Annotated in this window: 12 protein-coding genes; 5 read left to right on the forward strand and 7 right to left on the reverse strand. The window is 72.2% G+C overall.

The window, feature by feature from the left end; all coding sequences use genetic code 11:
- Positions 1–19 precede the first annotated feature (19 nt).
- Genes ACIHFD_RS37225 through ACIHFD_RS37235 form a run of 3 tightly spaced genes read left to right on the forward strand, consistent with a single transcriptional unit; the run spans position 20 to position 3,498 of the window.
- Entirely contained in the window at positions 20–904 is an 885-nt protein-coding gene (locus tag ACIHFD_RS37225; protein WP_364257552.1) for a MurR/RpiR family transcriptional regulator, read from the forward strand.
- Positions 905–959: 55 nt separating this feature from the next.
- The gene (locus tag ACIHFD_RS37230) at positions 960–1,847 is read left to right on the forward strand and encodes a sulfotransferase family protein (protein WP_397370975.1); all 888 of its coding nucleotides are present in this window, start codon (positions 960–962) and stop codon (positions 1,845–1,847) included.
- 58 nt (positions 1,848–1,905) lie between these two features.
- Complete coding sequence (locus ACIHFD_RS37235) at positions 1,906–3,498, forward strand: arylsulfatase (RefSeq protein ID WP_397370976.1); 1,593 nt, start codon at positions 1,906–1,908, stop codon at positions 3,496–3,498.
- A 14-nt stretch (positions 3,499–3,512) separates the two neighbouring features.
- Here ACIHFD_RS37235 and ACIHFD_RS37240 read toward each other — a convergent pair whose 3' ends face one another.
- The 7 genes from ACIHFD_RS37240 to ACIHFD_RS37270 form a co-directional block, all read right to left on the reverse strand.
- Positions 3,513–4,049: an NUDIX hydrolase family protein gene (locus tag ACIHFD_RS37240; protein ID WP_363972024.1), complete on the reverse strand. Its 537-nt coding sequence runs from the start codon at positions 4,047–4,049 to the stop codon at positions 3,513–3,515.
- Positions 4,046–4,171, reverse strand: a complete 126-nt coding sequence (locus ACIHFD_RS37245) for a hypothetical protein (RefSeq protein WP_350727227.1) — start codon at positions 4,169–4,171, stop codon at positions 4,046–4,048. The genes ACIHFD_RS37240 and ACIHFD_RS37245 overlap by 4 nt, the downstream gene beginning before the upstream one ends.
- On the reverse strand, positions 4,168–5,181 hold the full coding sequence (gene nrfD, locus ACIHFD_RS37250) for an NrfD/PsrC family molybdoenzyme membrane anchor subunit (protein WP_397370977.1): 1,014 nt from the start codon (positions 5,179–5,181) through the stop codon (positions 4,168–4,170). The genes ACIHFD_RS37245 and nrfD overlap by 4 nt, the downstream gene beginning before the upstream one ends.
- The gene (locus tag ACIHFD_RS37255) at positions 5,178–5,975 is read right to left on the reverse strand and encodes a 4Fe-4S dicluster domain-containing protein (protein WP_397370978.1); all 798 of its coding nucleotides are present in this window, start codon (positions 5,973–5,975) and stop codon (positions 5,178–5,180) included. The genes nrfD and ACIHFD_RS37255 overlap by 4 nt, the downstream gene beginning before the upstream one ends.
- Positions 5,975–9,196 carry a formate dehydrogenase gene (fdh, locus tag ACIHFD_RS37260; RefSeq protein ID WP_397370979.1) on the reverse strand — a complete coding sequence of 1,074 codons (3,222 nt, stop codon included), beginning with the start codon at positions 9,194–9,196 and terminating at the stop codon, positions 5,975–5,977. Before fdh ends, ACIHFD_RS37255 begins: the two co-directional genes overlap by 1 nt.
- 78 nt (positions 9,197–9,274) lie before the next feature.
- A complete protein-coding gene (locus tag ACIHFD_RS37265) occupies positions 9,275–10,687 on the reverse strand; it encodes a rhamnulokinase family protein (protein WP_397370980.1) in 1,413 nt (470 codons plus the stop codon).
- Entirely contained in the window at positions 10,684–11,685 is a 1,002-nt protein-coding gene (locus tag ACIHFD_RS37270) for a LacI family DNA-binding transcriptional regulator (RefSeq protein ID WP_397370981.1), read from the reverse strand. Before ACIHFD_RS37270 ends, ACIHFD_RS37265 begins: the two co-directional genes overlap by 4 nt.
- A 351-nt stretch (positions 11,686–12,036) precedes the next feature.
- Between ACIHFD_RS37270 and ACIHFD_RS37275 the strand changes: the two genes are divergently transcribed.
- Positions 12,037–13,965 (forward strand): beta-galactosidase, encoded by a 1,929-nt coding sequence (locus ACIHFD_RS37275; RefSeq protein WP_397370982.1) that lies wholly within the window; start codon positions 12,037–12,039, stop codon positions 13,963–13,965.
- Between the two features lie 128 nt (positions 13,966–14,093).
- Positions 14,094–16,793, forward strand: coding sequence for a twin-arginine translocation signal domain-containing protein (locus ACIHFD_RS37280; RefSeq protein ID WP_397370983.1), 2,700 nt, complete (start codon positions 14,094–14,096; stop codon positions 16,791–16,793).
- Positions 16,794–16,892: the final 99 nt, after the last annotated feature.

Here is a 16,892-nt window from a genome sequence, read left to right on the forward strand (position 1 = left end):
GTTGCGGGGATGGGTGAGGATGTCCGAGGACGACGGGACCGTGCTGATCCGCATCCGGGCCGCCATGCCCGCGCTGAGGCCGTCGGAGCGGCGGATCGCGGAGGAGTTCGTCGGCGATCCGGCCCGGGCCGCCAACCTGTCCATCGCCGAGCTGGCCGCCCGCTGCGCGACCTCGACGACCTCCGTGGTGCGCTTCTACCAGCGCATGGGCTACGCCCACTACAAGGACCTCAGGATCGACCTGGCCAGGGCGGTGGCGCGCGAGGAGCTGGCCACGTCGAGCCTGCCGGAGGCGTCCGGCGACATCGACCGGTACGACAGCCTGGAGGGCATCGTCTCCAAGGTGGCCATGAACGAGACGCTGTCCATCGCCGACACGGCCCGTTCGCTGGACATGGAGGCGCTGGCCACCGCCGTGTCGCTGCTGCTGGCGGCCCGGCGGATCGACAGCTTCGGGGTGGGCGCGAGCTCCCTCGTGGGGCTCGACCTGCACCAGAAGCTGTCGCGCATCGGCCGTACCGCGATCAACTGGCACGACTCCCACTCGGCCTGGACGTCGGCGGCCACGCTCGACTCCGGCTGTGTGGCGGTCGCCGTGTCCCACACGGGCGCCACCGTGGACACGGTCGAGTTCCTGTCGATCGCCCGCAAGTCGGGCGCCTCGACCGTGGCCATCACGAACTTCCACGACTCGCCGCTGGCCCGGGCCGCCGACGTGACGCTCACGACGGCCGCGCGGGAGACGAAGTTCCGCTCGGGCGCGCTGGGCAGCCGCATCGCCCAGCTCATGGTGGTGGACTGCCTGTTCACCGGGGTCGCGCAGGCCTCCTACGACGAGTCGATGGCGGCGCTGCGCAACACGTACGCGGTCGTGCACGAGCGGGTCGTCCACAAGCGCGGGTGAGGTTCACAGCCCGGATTCACCTGGGGTTCACGGGCTGTCTCTACCTTTGTGGGCCATGAGCTGGAGGTACCGGGCCAACACGACGTTGGAGGGCCTGACGGGATACACGTTGACGCGGCGGCCGCGGAAGCAGCCGCCGAAGCCGCCGCCACCGCCGCCGCTGGTGATGCAGCGGCTGCCCGGCGACGAGGTGCGGCCGCCCGCCGATCCCGCGCACGACCGGCTGCTGCGCGAGCCGGTCTTCCTGCTGTCGTCCGTACGGTCGGGGTCCACGCTCCTGCGGGTCATGCTGAACAGCCACTCCCAGGTGCATTCGCCCATCGAGACGCACTTCAGGCGGCTCACGGTCGGGCTCGGCACCGAGCCCGTACGGCAGGCCATGGAGGCGCTCGGCCACACCCACAGCGACATCGAGCACATCGTGTGGGACCGGCTGCTGCACCGCGAGCTGACCCGCAGCGGCAAGCCGGTGCTGGCGGAGAAGACGCCGAGCAACGTGTTCGCCTGGCGGCGCATCGCCACCTGCTGGCCCGACGCGCGCTTCCTCTTCCTGCTGCGCCACCCCATGTCCATCGTGCAGTCCTGGCACGAGGCCGACCCGGAAAGGCGGCCCATGGAGGAGGCCGTGCCGCGCACGCTGAGCTACATGACGTACCTGGAGGAGGCCCGCACCCACCTCGACGGGCTGACCCTGCGCTACGAGGACCTGGTCGCCGACCCCGAGCGCGAGCTGCGGCGGCTCTGCCTCTTCCTGGGCGTGGAGTTCGAGCCGGCCATGCTCTCCTACGGCGACAAGGACCACGGCGGCTTCGTCAAGGGCATCGGCGACTGGCGCGACAAGATCCGCACCGGGACGGTCGTCGCGGGCCGCCCCCTGCCGTCGGTGGACGAGGTGCCCGACGAGCTGCGCGAGATCTGCCGCCTGTGGGGCTACACGCGGTGACGGAAGTTCAGCTGCGATTTGTCTCCTATTCGCCTTGGGCTCCGATAGGTTGCGGTTCGTGATCGACGGGCCCTCGCGCCGCACCCTGCTCGCCGGAAGTCTCGCCGGCCTCACCCTGCCCACTTCTGGGCCTTCACCCGCTCTGGCGTCGGCCGGTCTGCCTTCACGGCCCAACATCGTCGTGATCCTGGCCGACGACCTGGGCTGGGGGGAGATCGGCAGCCAGGGACAGCGCCTGATCAGCACCCCCAACCTGGACCGGCTGGCGGCCGAGGGTGTGCGCTTCGAGACCGCCTACTCCGGGGCGCCGCTCTGCGCGCCGTCGCGCTGCGCGCTGCTCACCGGGCTGCACGCGGGTCACGGCACCGTACGCGAGAACCCGGAGGGCGGGCCGCAGCGCTCGCTGACCGACGCCGACCTCACCTTCGCCGAGCTGCTGCGCCTGTCCGGCTACCGCACGGCCTGCTTCGGCAAGTGGGGCTTCGGTCCCGAGCTGCCGGGCCAGGCCTCGCACCCGAACGAGCGCGGCTTCGAGGAGTTCTTCGGCTACATCGGCCACGCCCACGCCCACCAGTACTTCCCCAAGTACCTGTGGCACAACGGCGCCAAGGTGCGCCTCGACGGCAGGCAGTACGCACCGGACCTGTTCCGCGAGCGGGCAGTCGAGTTCATCCGGCGCGGCGGCGACGACCCGTTCCTGCTCTACTTCCCCACCAACCTGCCGCACTCGCCGAGCGTCATCCCCGGCGACGCCGGGCGCTACGAGAACCGGCCGTGGAGCGGCCCGAACCGGCGGCACGCCGCGCAGGTGGCCCGGCTCGACGCCGACGTGGCCACGCTGGTGCGGGAGTTACGCGCGGCCGGTGTCGCGGAGCGCACGCTCGTGCTGTTCACCAGCGACAACGGGCCGCACAGCGAGAAGGGCGTGACGCCGGAGCTGTTCGACTCCAACGGGCCCTGGCGCGGGGACAAACGCGACGTGTACGAGGGCGGCATCCGCGTGCCGCTGATCGCCTGGTCGCCCGCGTTACGCCCGCGCGTGGTGAAACAGCCGGTGGCCTCGTGGGACGTGCTGCCGACCCTCGCGGACCTGGCCGGCGTGCCGGTGCCCGCGCACCTCGACGGCCTGTCCTTCCGCGGCCTGCTCACCGGCGCCGGCGCCCCCAAGCACGACCGCCTGGTGTGGAACCGGCCCCGCAAGGCCCAGGCGATCCGCCGCGGCCGGTGGAAGCTGGTCCGCTTCGCGCCGCACATCGCGGGCGCCGGGCCGGAAGGCCGGGTCGAGCTGTACGACCTGGCCACCGACCCGGGGGAGCGCCGCGACCTGGCGGCGGAGCGGCTGGAGCTGGTGGACGAGCTGGTGAGCCTGCTGGACGACTCGATCGGCCCGGACCCGCGGATCCCGTACGGGCTGAAGACCGAGATCACCGGCGGCCAGGTCGTGGTGACGCTGTACAACGGCTCGTCGGTGCCCTGGCGCGAGGTCGAGCTGGGCCTGAACCGCGCGCGGGCCCGCACGATGCCGCGCGTGGACCCGGGAACGGCGATCTCGGTCGGCTTCGCGCTGCCCGGCGGGAGCGGGAAGCGGGTCACGGCCCGCGCCGAGTTCGACGCGGGCGGCCGCTCCCTCTCCTTCCGCAGCGCCGTCTGATCAGCGCCGTCCGATCAGGGCAGGCAGCCGACGTAGGCGAGGGCCTGCTTGAGCAGCACGCCCTGCCCGCCGGTCATCTCCTGCTGCACCGCCAGGGACGCGGCGTCCTCCGGGGTGAACCACTCCAGGTCCAGGGCGTCCTGCCGGGGCCGGCAGTCGCCCGCGACGGGAACGATGTAGGCCAGGGAGACGGCGTGCTGGCGGGGGTCGTGGTAGGGGGTGACGCCGGGCGTGGGGAAGTACTCGGCGACGGTGAACGGCTGAGGGGAAGCGGGGATGTGGGGGAGCGCCACGGGGCCGAGATCCTTCTCCAGATGACGCAGGAGCGCGTCGCGGATCCGCTCGTGGTGCAGCACCCGTCCCGAGACCAGCGCCCGGCTGACCGTGCCGTCTGACGCGATGCGCAGCAGCAGGCCGACGCGGGTGACCACGCCGGTGTCGTCGACCCGCACCGGCACGGCGTCGACGTAGAGGATGGGCAGCTGGCCCCGCACCGACTCGAGTTCGTCGCGCGAGAGCCATCCAGGCGTGGTTTCGGTCTTTTCGGTCATCTGCTGATCGTACGTCCCCGGATCAGGCCCTCGGGAGCGGTCCTGCCCGCCAGCCAGGAAGCCACGCAGGTGACCAGGACGATGCCGAAGAACGGCAGGTAGGCGATGACTTTGCGGCTCATGCGAGCTTCCTCCGCTGCCACTGGACGGTGTACTTGGGGTCGTTCGCGGACTCCATCCCGGCGCGGAAGATCCCGAACCGGGTGCACGCGGAGCCCGCGAGCAGGGCCGCGCCCGCCGCCACGGCCGCGATCCTGCTGCGCCGGCCGACGGTCACCCCGGCCAGCGCGCCCGCGAGCGACAGCGCCTCGCCCGCGCGCAGCAGCGGGCTGCGCTTGAGCGGCTCGGCCAGCGGCCCCAGCCGCCGCTCCATCCGGGTGGCGGCCACGCATTCGACGGCCGCGCCCAGCATCGCCACCCGGCGGGCCGGACCCGCCTCCGACAGCGGCGCGGCCAGCATCCCGAGCCCGCCCGCCGCCGCCGCGGCCGAGCCGGCGAACAGGAACGGCATCTCGCGGAACCCCTCGTGCCAGGCGGGCACGGCGGTGTCGCAGATCAGCGCGGCGGTGTAGGTGGCCACCGCGGGCCCCACCAGGCCCGCCCCGACCGTGGCGGCCCGGCCCAGCCTGGGCAGGCGCCCGGACAGGTCGGCGGCCCCGGCGCACACGGCCTGCGGGCCGTACGCCGTGAGGATCCACGTGCCGACGCTCATCGGCGAGGTCACCTTGAACACCCGCAGCATGTTGATGAACCGCTCGGGCCGCCCCAGGTCGTGGATCAGCGAGTAGAACGAGCCGCCCAGCGCGCACAGCGCGGCCACCCTGCCCACCCGGGCCAGGCGCGGCCTGCCGGTGAGCTCGGCGACGGCGGCCAGCGTGGACGACGCGCCGGCCAGGCCACCCAGGAAGAGGTAGCCGGCGATGTCGTGCTCCTGCCACGTCGGCTCGTTGAGCACCGGCCGGCCGTAGTAGGAGTCGTAGCTCTTCTCTGGGCTCTTCTCCGGGCCCTTCTCTGGGCCCGCCTCCGGCGGCCTGCGCCGCTCGCGCCGGTCGCCCGCGGAGCCCGGCGTGGCCTCGCGTTCGGTGCGCAGCTCGGCCGAGCCGTCCAGGCGCACGTCGGTCTGACTGGTCATCCCCGCCTCCTCCAGATCGGCAGCGCCGTCGCCGCCACGCCCGCCAGCAGGGCGAGCGCCGCGACCCCCGCGTGCCGCCACATCGACGGCAGATCCCTCGTGGTCACCACGGGATCGGGCGGCAGGCCGTACACCTCGGGCTCGTCCAGCAGCAGGAAGAACGCCCCCATGCCGCCCACCCCGTCGCCCGGGTCGTGCCCGTACAGGCGGGCGGAGGCCGTCCCCGCCGCGCGCACCTGCTCGAGCCTGTGCTTGGCCCGCTCGCGCAGCTCGTCGAGGTCCCCGAACTGGATCGAGTCCGTCGGGCACGTCTTGGCGCACGCGGGCTCCTGCCCGTCGCCCAGCCGGTCGTAGCACATGGTGCACTTGGCGGCCACGCCGCTGCTCTCCCGCTTGCCGATCACACCGAACGGGCAGGCGGGCACGCAGTAGCCGCACCCGTTGCAGATGTCCTGCTGCACCACGACCGTGCCGAACTCGGTGCGGAACAGCGAGCCCGTCGGGCACACGTCCAGGCAGGCCGCCTCCGTGCAGTGCTTGCACACGTCGGAGGCCATCAGCCAGCGGAAGTCCATGTCGCCGACCCCGGGCTCCTGGTTACCGAGCGGCCGGCGCTGCTCGACGAACGCGACGTGCCGCCAGGTGTCGGAGCCCAGGGTCACGGTGTTGTCGTAGGACATGCCGGTGAAGGCCAGGCCGTCCTCGGGGACGGCGTTCCACTCCTTGCAGGCCACCTCGCACGCCTTGCAGCCGATGCAGATGCTGGTGTCGGTGAAGAACCCCACGCGGCCCATCACGCCTCCGTCCCCGTGCCGGCGCCGATGCCCGCGCGCTCCTGGTAGGACCTGACCAGCTCCGGCAGCGCCGGCCCGCGCGGCCGCCGCCCGGGCCGGATGTCGGCCGCCAGGGCCTTGACCTCCTGGATGTGGGAGTTGGGGTCCAGCGAGATCGCCGACAGCTCGTTGGCCGCGTCGCCCCTGGCCAGGCCGTTGGGCCCGTAGTGGAACGGCAGCCCGATCTGGTGCAGCACCTTCCCGTCCAGGCGCAGCGACGGCATTCGGTCGGTGACCATGACCCTGGCCTCGATGGCGTTGCGCGCCGTGACGATCGTGGCCCAGTCGCCGTGCACGAGGCCGCGCTCGGCGGCCAGCTCCGGCGACACCTCGCAGAACATCTCCGGCTGCAGCTCCGCCAGGTACGGCGTGTGCCGGCTCATCCCGCCCGCCGTGAAGTGCTCGGTCAGCCGGTACGTCGTCACCACGTACGGGTAGACCGACGCGCCCGGCTCGTCGCCGCTCGGCTGGTAGCGGTTGTCCTCGTGCGGATAGACCTTGCGCGCCGGGTTGCGCTGGTGGCCGTAGAGCGGGTTGGCCACCGGCGAGTCCTGCGGCTCGTAGTGCGTCGGCAGCGGCCCGTCCACCACCCCCGACGGGGCGAACAACCAGCCCTTCCCGTCGGCCTGCATGACGAACGGATCGGTCCCGGACAGCGCCGCCACGCCCTGCGCGTCCTCCGCGGGCCGGAAGCCGGGGTCCTTGTCCACGTCGATGTCCGGCACGTCGAACCCGGTCCACCGGCCCGCGTCCGCGTCCCACCAGACGAGCTTCTTGCGCTCGCTCCACGGGCTGCCGTCCGGCCTGGCCGAGGCCCGGTTGTAGAGGATCCGCCGGTTCGCCGGCCAGGCCCACCCCCATTCGGCGGCGATCCAGTCCTGCTCGGTGTGCGGCTTGCGGCGGGCGGCCCGGTTGACGCCGCCGGCGTGCACGCCGCAGTAGATCCAGCAGCCGCACGCCGTGGAGCCGTCGTCCTTGAGCTCGCCGGCCCCGGACAAAGGCCGCCGATCGGGGCCCCAGCCGTTGATCTCCGCCAGCACAGCCTCCGCGGACGGCTCCGACAGCTCGCCCACGAGGGGGTAGTCCCAGGTGAGCTCGAGCACCGGCGCGTCCATCGGATCGGCCGAGCCCGCCAGCTTCTCCCGGATGATCCGCCCCAGGTGGTACATGAACCACAGGTCGCTGCGCGCGTCACCGGCCGGCTCGACCGCCTGGTGGTGCCACTGGAGCAGCCGGTTGGTGTTGGTGAAGCTGCCGCTCTTCTCGGTGTGCGAGGCCGCGGGGAAGAAGAACACCTCGGTGCCGATGTCCTCGGTGATCAGCTCGCCCGTCTCGATCTCCGGGCCGTCCTTCCACCAGGTGGCGCTCTCGATCAGGTTGAAGTCGCGGACCACCAGCCAGTCGAGGTTCGCCATGCCCAGGCGCTGCATCCGGGTGTTGGCCGAGCCGACCGCGGGGTTCTCGCCGAGCAGGAAGTAGCCCTTGCAGACGCCGTCGAGCTGCGCCAGCACGGTGTCGTACGTGCTGTGCGACCCGGTCAGCCTGGGCAGGTAGCCGAACCTGAAGTCGTTGTCCGGCTGGGCCGACTCGCCCCACCACGCCTTGAGCAGGCTGATCAGGTACGCGGACATGTTCGCCCAGCAGCCCTTGTGCGGCGAGTCGGCCCGCAGGAACTTGCGCAGGCTCAGGTCCTCGTGCGCGTGCGGCATCGGGATGTAACCAGGCAGCAGGTTGAACAGCGTGGGCACGTCGCTGGAGCCCTGGATGCTGGCGTGCCCGCGCAGCGCCTGGATGCCGCCGCCGGGCCGGCCCAGGTTGCCCAGCAGCAGCTGCAGGATGCTCGCCGCCCTGATGAACTGCGCGCCGTCGCTGTGCTGCGTCCAGCCCACCGCGTAGACGAACTCGGCGGTCTTGTCCGGGCCGGAATTGTCCGTCAGATGCCGGCACACCCGCTGGAACAGCTCGAGCGGCACCCCGCACACCCGCTCCACCATCTCCGGGGTGTAGCGGGCGAAGTGGCGGCGCAGCACCTGCATGACGCAGCGCGGGTGGCTCAGCGTCTCGTCGCGCTGCGGCGTCCCGTCCATCGGCAGGCCGGTGGCGCCGAGCATCTCGGAGCGGCCCGGCGGCAGCTTGCCCACCCGCCGCTCGTAGTCCATGTCCCGCGCGCCGGAGGCCGGGGAGACCGTCATCCCCTCGTACTGCCAGGTCTCGTCGTCGTAGACGCGGGTCTCCGGGTCGAAGCCGGAGAACACGCCGTCGAGGTCCTCGGCGTCGCGGTAGTCCTCCCGCAGGATGGTGGCCGCGTTGGTGTAATTGACCACGTACTCGTGGAAGTACAGGTCGTTGTCCAGCACGTGGTTGATGATCCCGCCGAGGAAGGCCACGTCGGAGCCCGCGCGGATGGGCACGTGCAGGTCGGCCAGCGCGCTCGTGCGCGTGAAGCGCGGATCGATGTGGATGATCACCGCGCCGCGCGCCTTGGCCTCCATCACCCACTGGAAGCCGACCGGATGCGCCTCGGCGAAGTTGGAGCCCTGGATGACCACGCAGTCGGAGTGCTGCAGGTCCTGCATGAACGTGGTGGCCCCGCCCCGGCCGAACGACGTGCCGAGCCCGACCACGCTGGAGCTGTGGCAGACGCGGGCCTGGTTCTCGATCTGCACCACGCCGAGCGCCGTCAGCAGCTTCTTGATGAGGTAGTTCTCCTCGTTGTCCAGCGTCGCGCCGCCCAGGCTGGCGATGCCCAGGGTCCTGGCGGTGCGCTTGCCGTCCCGCTCCCACTCCCAGGTCTCGCGCCTGGTGGCGATGACCCGGTCGGCCACCATGTCCATGGCCGTGTCGAGGTCGATCTCCTGCCAGTCGGCCCCGCCCGGCGGGCGGTAGAGCGCCTTGTGCCGGCGGCCGGACGCGGTGGTGAGCTGGAGGCTGGCCGCGCCCTTGGGGCACAGCCGGCCGCGGCTGATGGGGGAGTCGGGGTCGCCCTCGATCTGGACGACCCGTTCATCCCGTACGTACACGTTCTGGGCGCAGCCCACCGCGCAGTACGGGCAGATCGACTTGACCACCCGGTCGGCCGTGGCCGTGCGGGCGCGCAGCGCCGCCGTCCTGGCCGACTTCACCGCCGCTCCCCGCCCGCTGCGGTCCTCGCCGGTCAGCTGCCGCAGCAGCGGCCAACGCATGTCCATAATGCCCCCCGAAACCCCTGGCGGGGTTTCTGCCCTGCTCCCGGGAGGCGAAAACCCGCAGGTCGAAGGGGGTCAGGCGAGGCGCGCGGCGGCCTTCTCCCATGCCTGGGGATCGCCGGAGGGCTCGTAGCGGCGCAGCGGCTGGGAGGCGGCGACCAGCGAGCGCATCTCCGCCAGGTCCGAGACGAGCCCCGCCGAGCGCGCCTGCACGAGCACGTTGCCGAGCGCGGTCGCCTCCGCGGGCCCGGCCACCACCGGTAGCCCGCAGGCGTCCGCGGTGAGCTGACACAGCAGCTCGTTGCGCGAGCCGCCGCCCACCAGGTGGACGACCTCGACGTCGCGCCCGGACAGCTCCATCGCCTGCCGCACGGCCAGCCGGTGCCCGAGCGCCAGGCTCTCCAGCACGCACCGCACGTACGCGGCCGGGGACGACGGCGGCTCCTGCCCCGTGCGGCGGCACTCGGCGGCGATCCTGGCCGGCATGTCGCCCGGCGGCAGGAACACCGGCTCGTCCGGGTTGACCACGGCCGCGAACGGCCGCTCGCCCGCCGCCGCCTTCAGCAGCTCGCGCAGGTCGGAGCCCGGCCAGGCGCGCAGGCACTCCTGCAGCAGCCACAGCCCCATGACGTTGCGCAGGTAGCGGACGGTGCCGTCGATGCCGGCCTCGTTGGTGAAGTTCGCTGCGCGGCTCTCGGGCGTCAGGACGGGCTCCGGCAGCTCCACCCCGGCCAGCGACCACGTGCCGCACGAGATGTAGGCGAACGCCGGACCGGAGGCGGGCACGGCGGCCACGGCCGAGGCCGTGTCGTGCGAGCCGACCGCCGTGACGGGCGCCGACCAGCCGACCACGTCGGCCACGTGCCGGCGCAGCTTTCCGACCGCCTCGCCGGGCTGGCGCAGCGGCGGGAACAGCCCGGCCGGCAGCCCGAGCTGCTCGATCAGGGGGAACGCCCACGACCTGGTGCGCACGTCGAGCAGCCCGGTCGTCGAGGCGTTGGTCACCTCCGCGCCCACCTCGCCGGTGAGCCAGTAGCCGATCAGGTCGGGGATCAGCAGCATCGTCACGGCCCCGTCGAGCCGGTCGGCCAGCAGCTGGTAGATCGTGTTGAACGGCAGCACCTGCAGCCCGGACACGTCGTACAGGGTCTCCGCCCCGACCGACGCGGCCACCCGCTCGGCCACCCCTCGCGTGCGGTCGTCGCGGTAGTGCACCGGGTTGCCCATCAGCCGGTACGACTCGTCGAGCAGCCCGTAGTCGACCGCCCACGAGTCCACGCCGATGGACGACACCGGGCCCGCGTCGCGCAGGCCGTCGAGGATCTCCGAGTAGAGGCCGGTGATGTCCCAGTGGAGGCGGCCCGCCTCGGTCACCGGCTCGTTGGGGAAGCGGCGGACCTCGATCAGCTCCAGGCCGTCGGAGAGGTCGGCCAGCATCACCCGGCCGCTGGAGGCCCCGAGGTCGACGGCGGCGAAACGGCGGCTCATTGTGTGGACTCCCTGGCGACGAGCTCGGGCTGGAACATGATGTGCTGGTGCGCGTGCGTGTCCGGGTTGTCGCACTCGTCCAGCAGCAGCTCGGTGGCGATCCGGCCGAGCTGGTAGGTCGGCTGCCGCATCGAGCTGAGCGAGACGGTGGAGGCGGCGGCGAAGTCGATGTCGTCGTAGCCCATCAGCGCCACGTCCTCCGGCACCCGCACGCCCGACCGCAGCAGCGCGCGCAGCACGCCGAGCGCGAGCAGGTCGTTGGCGCAGAACACGGCCTCGGGCAGGCCGTTCTCGATCAGGTCGGCGGCCGCCTTCTCGCCCGCGCGGGCCGTCATCGTCGCGGTCTCGGCCACCTTCAGGTCGCCGGGGTCGAGCCCGGCGCCCCGCATCGCGGCCTTGGCGCCCTCCCAGCGCTCCACGCACTGCCTGATCGTCATCGGGCCCGTCACGTAGGCGACGGTGCGCGCGCCCTTGGCCAGCAGGTGGGTGACCGCGGCCCGGCCGCCCGCGACGTCGTCCACGGCCACCGCGCACTGGTCGGGCCGGTGCGCCGGGTGGTCGACCAGGACGACGCTGATGCCGCGCTCGCGCAGCCGGTCGAGCCGGCCCGGGTCCTCGCCGGAGGGGGTGATCAGCACGCCGCGCACCCGCTGCTCGGCCAGCACCCGCAGGTTGCGCTCCTCCTTGTCCTGCGAGCCCGCCGAGTTGCCCAGGATGACCGCGTAGCCGAGCTCGCTGGCCACGTCCTCGACCCCGGCCGCGACCTCGGTGAAGAACGGGTTGCCGATGTCGATCACGCTCAGGCCGATCGTCCTGCTGTGCCCGGCGCGCAGCGTCGAGGCCGAGCCGTGCCGGACGAACCCCAGCTCGCTGATCGCCGCCTCCACCCGCTCCCGGGTGGCGGGCGCGACTTTTCCGGGCCGGTTCAGTACGTTGGAGACCGTGCCCGGGGAGACGCCGGCGTGTGCGGCGACGTCCTTGATGCTGACCATGGCCATGGGGACCAATTAAAACGTACTAACGACTGGGGCGCCAGTCGCGGTACCGGTGGAGCGGTGTTTCCGGGTCTGGAGTGGGCGGAGTTGTGCGGGTGTCGAGTAAAACGTTTGTATCGGGATGCGTACGGAGACCGCTTTCCCCGCTTTTCATAACGTTAAGATAACCCCCGTGTCACGGGTCACACCTGGATTCGGCGGGCCTGCCTGCACAATCACCCCTGTTGATCAGCGGGAACCCGCCCGGGGCGGCGAGCCGGGCCTTGTGCGACGCGCGTGAGGAACGTTTTAATCCCCCGTAAACGCTGACGTAACACGCTGTGAGCGCTAACAGACTTGCGAAAGGCAGGTTTCATGCCGGACGTCATCGCCTATGGCGGGGACTGGAATCCAGAGCAGTGGCCCGAGGAGACGTGGGAGCAGGACGTCGCGCTGATGCGTGCGGCCGGCGTCAACCGGGTCAGCGTCGGCATCTTCTCCTGGTCGCTGCTGGAGCCGGCCGAGGGGGTCTTCGACTTCGGCTGGTTCGACCGCGTGATGGACCTGCTGGCCACGAACGGGATCAAGGCCAACCTCTCCACGCCGACCGCCGCGCCGCCGCCCTGGTTCGGGGACACCTACCCGGAGGCGCTGCCGGTGGACGCCGACGGGCGTCGGCTGACCTACGGCAGCAGGCAGGGCTTCTGCCCCAGCTCGCCGATCTACCGCGAGAAGGCGCTGCGCATCGCCGAGCAGCTGGCCACGCGCTACCGGGACCACGAGGCGCTGGCCCTGTGGCACGTGCACAACGAGTACGGCTGCCACAACGCGCGCTGCTTCTGCGACACCTCGGCGGCGGCCTTCCGCGCCTGGCTGCGCTCGCACCACACCTCGCTCGACGCGCTCAACGACGCCTGGGGCACCGCCTTCTGGTCCCAGCGCTACGGCGACTGGGCCCAGATCCTGCCGCCGCGCGCCACCCCCACCTTCCCCAACCCCGGCCAGCAGCTCGACTTCCGCCGCTTCAGCTCCGACGCGCTCATCGAGCTCTACACCGCCGAGCGCGACCTGCTCAGGAAGATCACCCCGGACGTGCCCGCGACCACCAACCTGATGGCGGGCGCGCACTGGGACATGGACTGCTGGGCCTTCGCCGCCGAGATGGACGTGGTCTCCACCGACCACTACCTGATCGGCGCCCGCGCGGAGCCGCACATCGACCTGGCCTTCGCCGCCGACTACGCCCGCTCGCTCAACGGCGGCCGGCCCTGGCTGCTGATGGAGCACTCGACCAGCGCCGTCAACTGGCAGCCGCGCAACCGCGCCAAGGCCCCCGGCGAGCTGCGCCGCAACTCCCTGACCCACCTGGCCAGGGGTGCGGACGGGATCATGTACTTCCAGTGGCGGGCCTCCCGCGCAGGCGCCGAGAAGTGGCACTCGGCGATGCTGCCGCACGCGGGCACCGACACCAAGATCTGGCGGGAGGTGACCGCGCTCGGCGCCGAGCTGGCCGGGCTCGCCGACGTGGCGGGCAGCACCGTCAGCGCCGACGTCGCGATCCTCCTCGACCACTCCAGCGTCTGGGCCCAGGACCACCCGGCCCAGCCCTCCGTGGACATGGACCCGGTGGAGGAGGCCAAGCGCTGGCACGCCGCGCTCTGGCGGGCCGGCGTCACCTGCGACCTGGCCCGCCCCGAGGGCGACCTGACCGGCTACCGCCTGGTGCTGGTCCCCGCGCTCTACCTGGTGAGCGACACGGGGGCGGCCAACCTGGCGCGGTTCGTGGAGCGGGGCGGGGTCGCGCTCGTGGGCCCGTACAGCGGGATCGTGGACGAGCACGACCGCGTGCGGCTCGGCGGCTACCCCGGGGCGTGGCGCGACCTGCTCGGGGTGAGCGTGGAGGAGTTCTTCCCCCTCGACGGGCCGATCGCGCTGACCTCGGGCGCGTCGGGGACCGCCTGGAGCGAGGTGGCGCACGCCGCCGGCGCGAAGGTCCTCGACACGTACGCCACCGGAGAGCCCGCCTGGACCCGCAACGAGTGGGGCGACGGGTTCGCGCACTACCTCACGACCAGACTCGACGACGACGGCCTGGCCGAGGTCATCGCCGCCGTCGCGACGGAGGCGGGCGTCGAACCCGTCGCGGCCGCCCCCGCCGGGGTCGAGGTCGTACGGCGCTCGCACGCGGACGGCCGCTCCTACCTGTTCGCCGTCAACCACACGGGCGAGGACGCCGTCGTGACCCCGCCCGGCGGCGACCCGGTCACGGTGGCGGCCGGCGACGTCCGCGTGATCTCCGCCTGACGGCGGGGCGCCCGCGGGCGTTCCGCCATAGGGCTCTGGAAAGCGCTTCCCCTCAGGGAGCGGCACCACCGACCAACCCCCCTGAGGGGCGCGTGCGAGCGCGCCCCTCCCCGCCTGGAGGTGTACCTGTGTCCGAGCAGATCTCACGCCGCGACGCCCTGAAGGGGTTAGCCGTCGCCGGAGCAGCCGTCCCGCTGGCCTCGGCGCTGGAGTCGCCCGCGCTGGCCGCGCTGGCCGTCCCCGACGTCCCCCTGCGCTGGCTGGAGGACAAGCCCGCCGAGGCGCCCGGCACCACCTGGGGCGTCCCGTGGCCGAAGGGCGCCGTGGCCAAGGAGCAGGCGTTCGCGCTCACCGCGGCCGACGGCGCCGCCGTGCCGGTGCAGACGTGGCCGCTGGCGTACTGGCCGGACGGGTCGCTGAAGTGGACGGCCCACGCGGTCGGCCCCGCGACGCCCGCGGCCGAGACGTACACGCTGCGGCCCGGCACCGCCGCCGCCCCCGCCAAGCCGGTCACCGTCAAGGACGAGAAGCAGTACGTGGACGTGGACACCGGCGTGATCCGCGCCCGCGTCCGCAAGAGCGGCAGCGAGCTGATCAGCCAGATCTGGCGCGGCGAGACCGAGATCGCCCGCAAGGGGCAGCTCGTCAACCTCCGCCAGGGCAAGATCGACGACGATGACGACCGTACGGTCGAGGTCGACTCCTACCTGAGCGACATCTCGAAGGTGGAGGTCGAGCAGTCCGGCCCGGTGCGCGCGGTCGTCCGGATCGAGGGCCGCCACACCTCCAAGAAGGGCCGTTCGTGGCTGCCGTTCACGGTCCGGCTCTACTTCTACGCGGGCGCGGAGAGCGTGCGGATGACGCACACGTTCGTGTTCGACCGCGACGGGCAGCACGACTTCGTCGCCGGGCTCGGCGTGCGCTTCCGCGTCCCGATGCGGGACGAGCCGTACAACCGGCACATCCGGTTCGTCGGCGACGGGCACGGCCTGCTCACCGAGGCCGTCAAGGGCATCACGGGCCTGCGCCGCGACCCCGGCGCGGCCGTGCGGAAGGCGCAGGTGGAGGGCCGGCGGCTGCCGGACATCGCCACCTGGGACACGCGTGTCAGCAGCCGCGTCCAGCTCATCCCCGACTGGGGCGACTACTCCCTCGCCCAGCTGTCCTCCGAGGGCTTCACGCTCAAGAAGCGCACCAAGAAGGGGTACGGCTGGGTCGCCGTCGACCAGGGCCGGCGGGCCTCCGGGCTCGGGTACGTGGGCGGGACGAGCGGCGGGTTCGCGTTCGGCCTGCGGGACTTCTGGCAGCGGCATCCCACCCAGCTCGACATCCGCGGGGCCGCCTCGGAGGAGGCCGAGGTCACCGTCTGGCTCTGGTCGCCGGAGGCCGGGCCGATGGACACCCGCTTCTACCACGACGGCATGGGCCAGGACACCTACCCGGAGCAGATCGAGGGCCTCAACATCACGTACGAGGACTACGAGCCCGGCTTCGGCACGCCGCTCGGGATCGCGCGTACGAGCGAGCTGACCTTCTGGGCGCTGGCCGCCACCCCGGACGCCGCCCGGTTCGGGGCGATGGCCGACGCCGTCCGGACGCCGCCCCTGATCGTCGCGCCGCCCGCGCACCTGGCCTCCGCCAAGGTGTTCGGCGGCCTGTTCAGCCCCGTCGACCGGTCGACGCCCGGCAGGAAGACCATCGAGGACCACCTCGACTTCCTCTTCGACTACTACCGCAAGCAGGTCGAGCAGCGGCACTGGTACGGGTTCTGGGACTACGGCGACATCATGCACACGTTCGACGAGGACCGGCACGTGTGGCGCTACGACGTCGGCGGTTACGCCTGGGACAACTCTGAGCTGTCGCCCGACCTGTGGCTCTGGTACGCGTACCTGCGCTCGGGACGCGCCGACGTGTTCCGCTTCGCCGAGGCGATGACCCGGCACACCGGCGAGGTGGACGTCTACCACCTCGGGCCCTGGGCCGGGCTCGGCAGCCGGCACAACGTGCAGCACTGGGGGTGCAGCGCCAAGCAGCAGCGCATCTCGACCGCGGTCTACCGGCGCATCTTCTACTTCCTGACCGCCGACGAGCGCACCGGCGACCTCATGCGGGCCCTGGTGGACTCCGACAAGACGTTCCTGGCCATCGACCCGCTCCGCAAGATCCGCACGGAGCCGTACACGCCGGACCCGTCGGCCCTGGCGATCGGGCTGGGCACCGACTGGAGCGGCCTGGCCGCAGCCTGGCTGACCGAGTGGGAACGCGGCGGGGACCCGGTGGCCGAGAAGAAGCTCAAGGCCACCATGCGCACCATCGCCGCCATGCCCAACGGCTTCGTCACCGGCGAGGGCCTCTACAACCTCAGCACCGGCGAGTTCGCCCCAGCCGCAAAGAAGGTCGCGGTGTCCCATCTGTCGGCCATGTTCGGCCAGGTCGAGATCTGCGCCGAGCTCATCGACCTGGTGGACATGCCGGACTTCGAGCGGGCCTGGCTCCAGTACTGCCGCCTGTTCAACGCCACCAAGGCCGAGCAGGCCGCCGAGACGGGCGCGAACTTCGGCAACCTCATCCTCAAGCAGGGGCACTCCCGGCTCACGGCGTACGCGTCGGTCCGGCTCCGGCGCGACGACCTCGCCGCCCGGGCGTGGACGGAGTTCGCCACGGGGGACGGCTACGCGCCGGACCTGCCGTGGAAGTCGGAGAAGGTCACGACGACCCTCAACCCGACGGACGAGGCGGCCTGGGTCTCCACCAACACCACGGCCCTGTACGGGCTGGCGGCCATCCAGAACCTGGCCCTCGTCGGCGACAAACTCGCCACCTGACCATCCCACCCGCCCCCAACCACCCCACCCCGCCCCGGTGCCTCGCGGCCGGGGCGGTGGCCGGAGTCCCGCGCCGTGCGCATTGCGCCGGTCACGTCC

The sequence above is a fragment of the Nonomuraea sp. NPDC051941 genome (genome assembly GCF_044593615.1).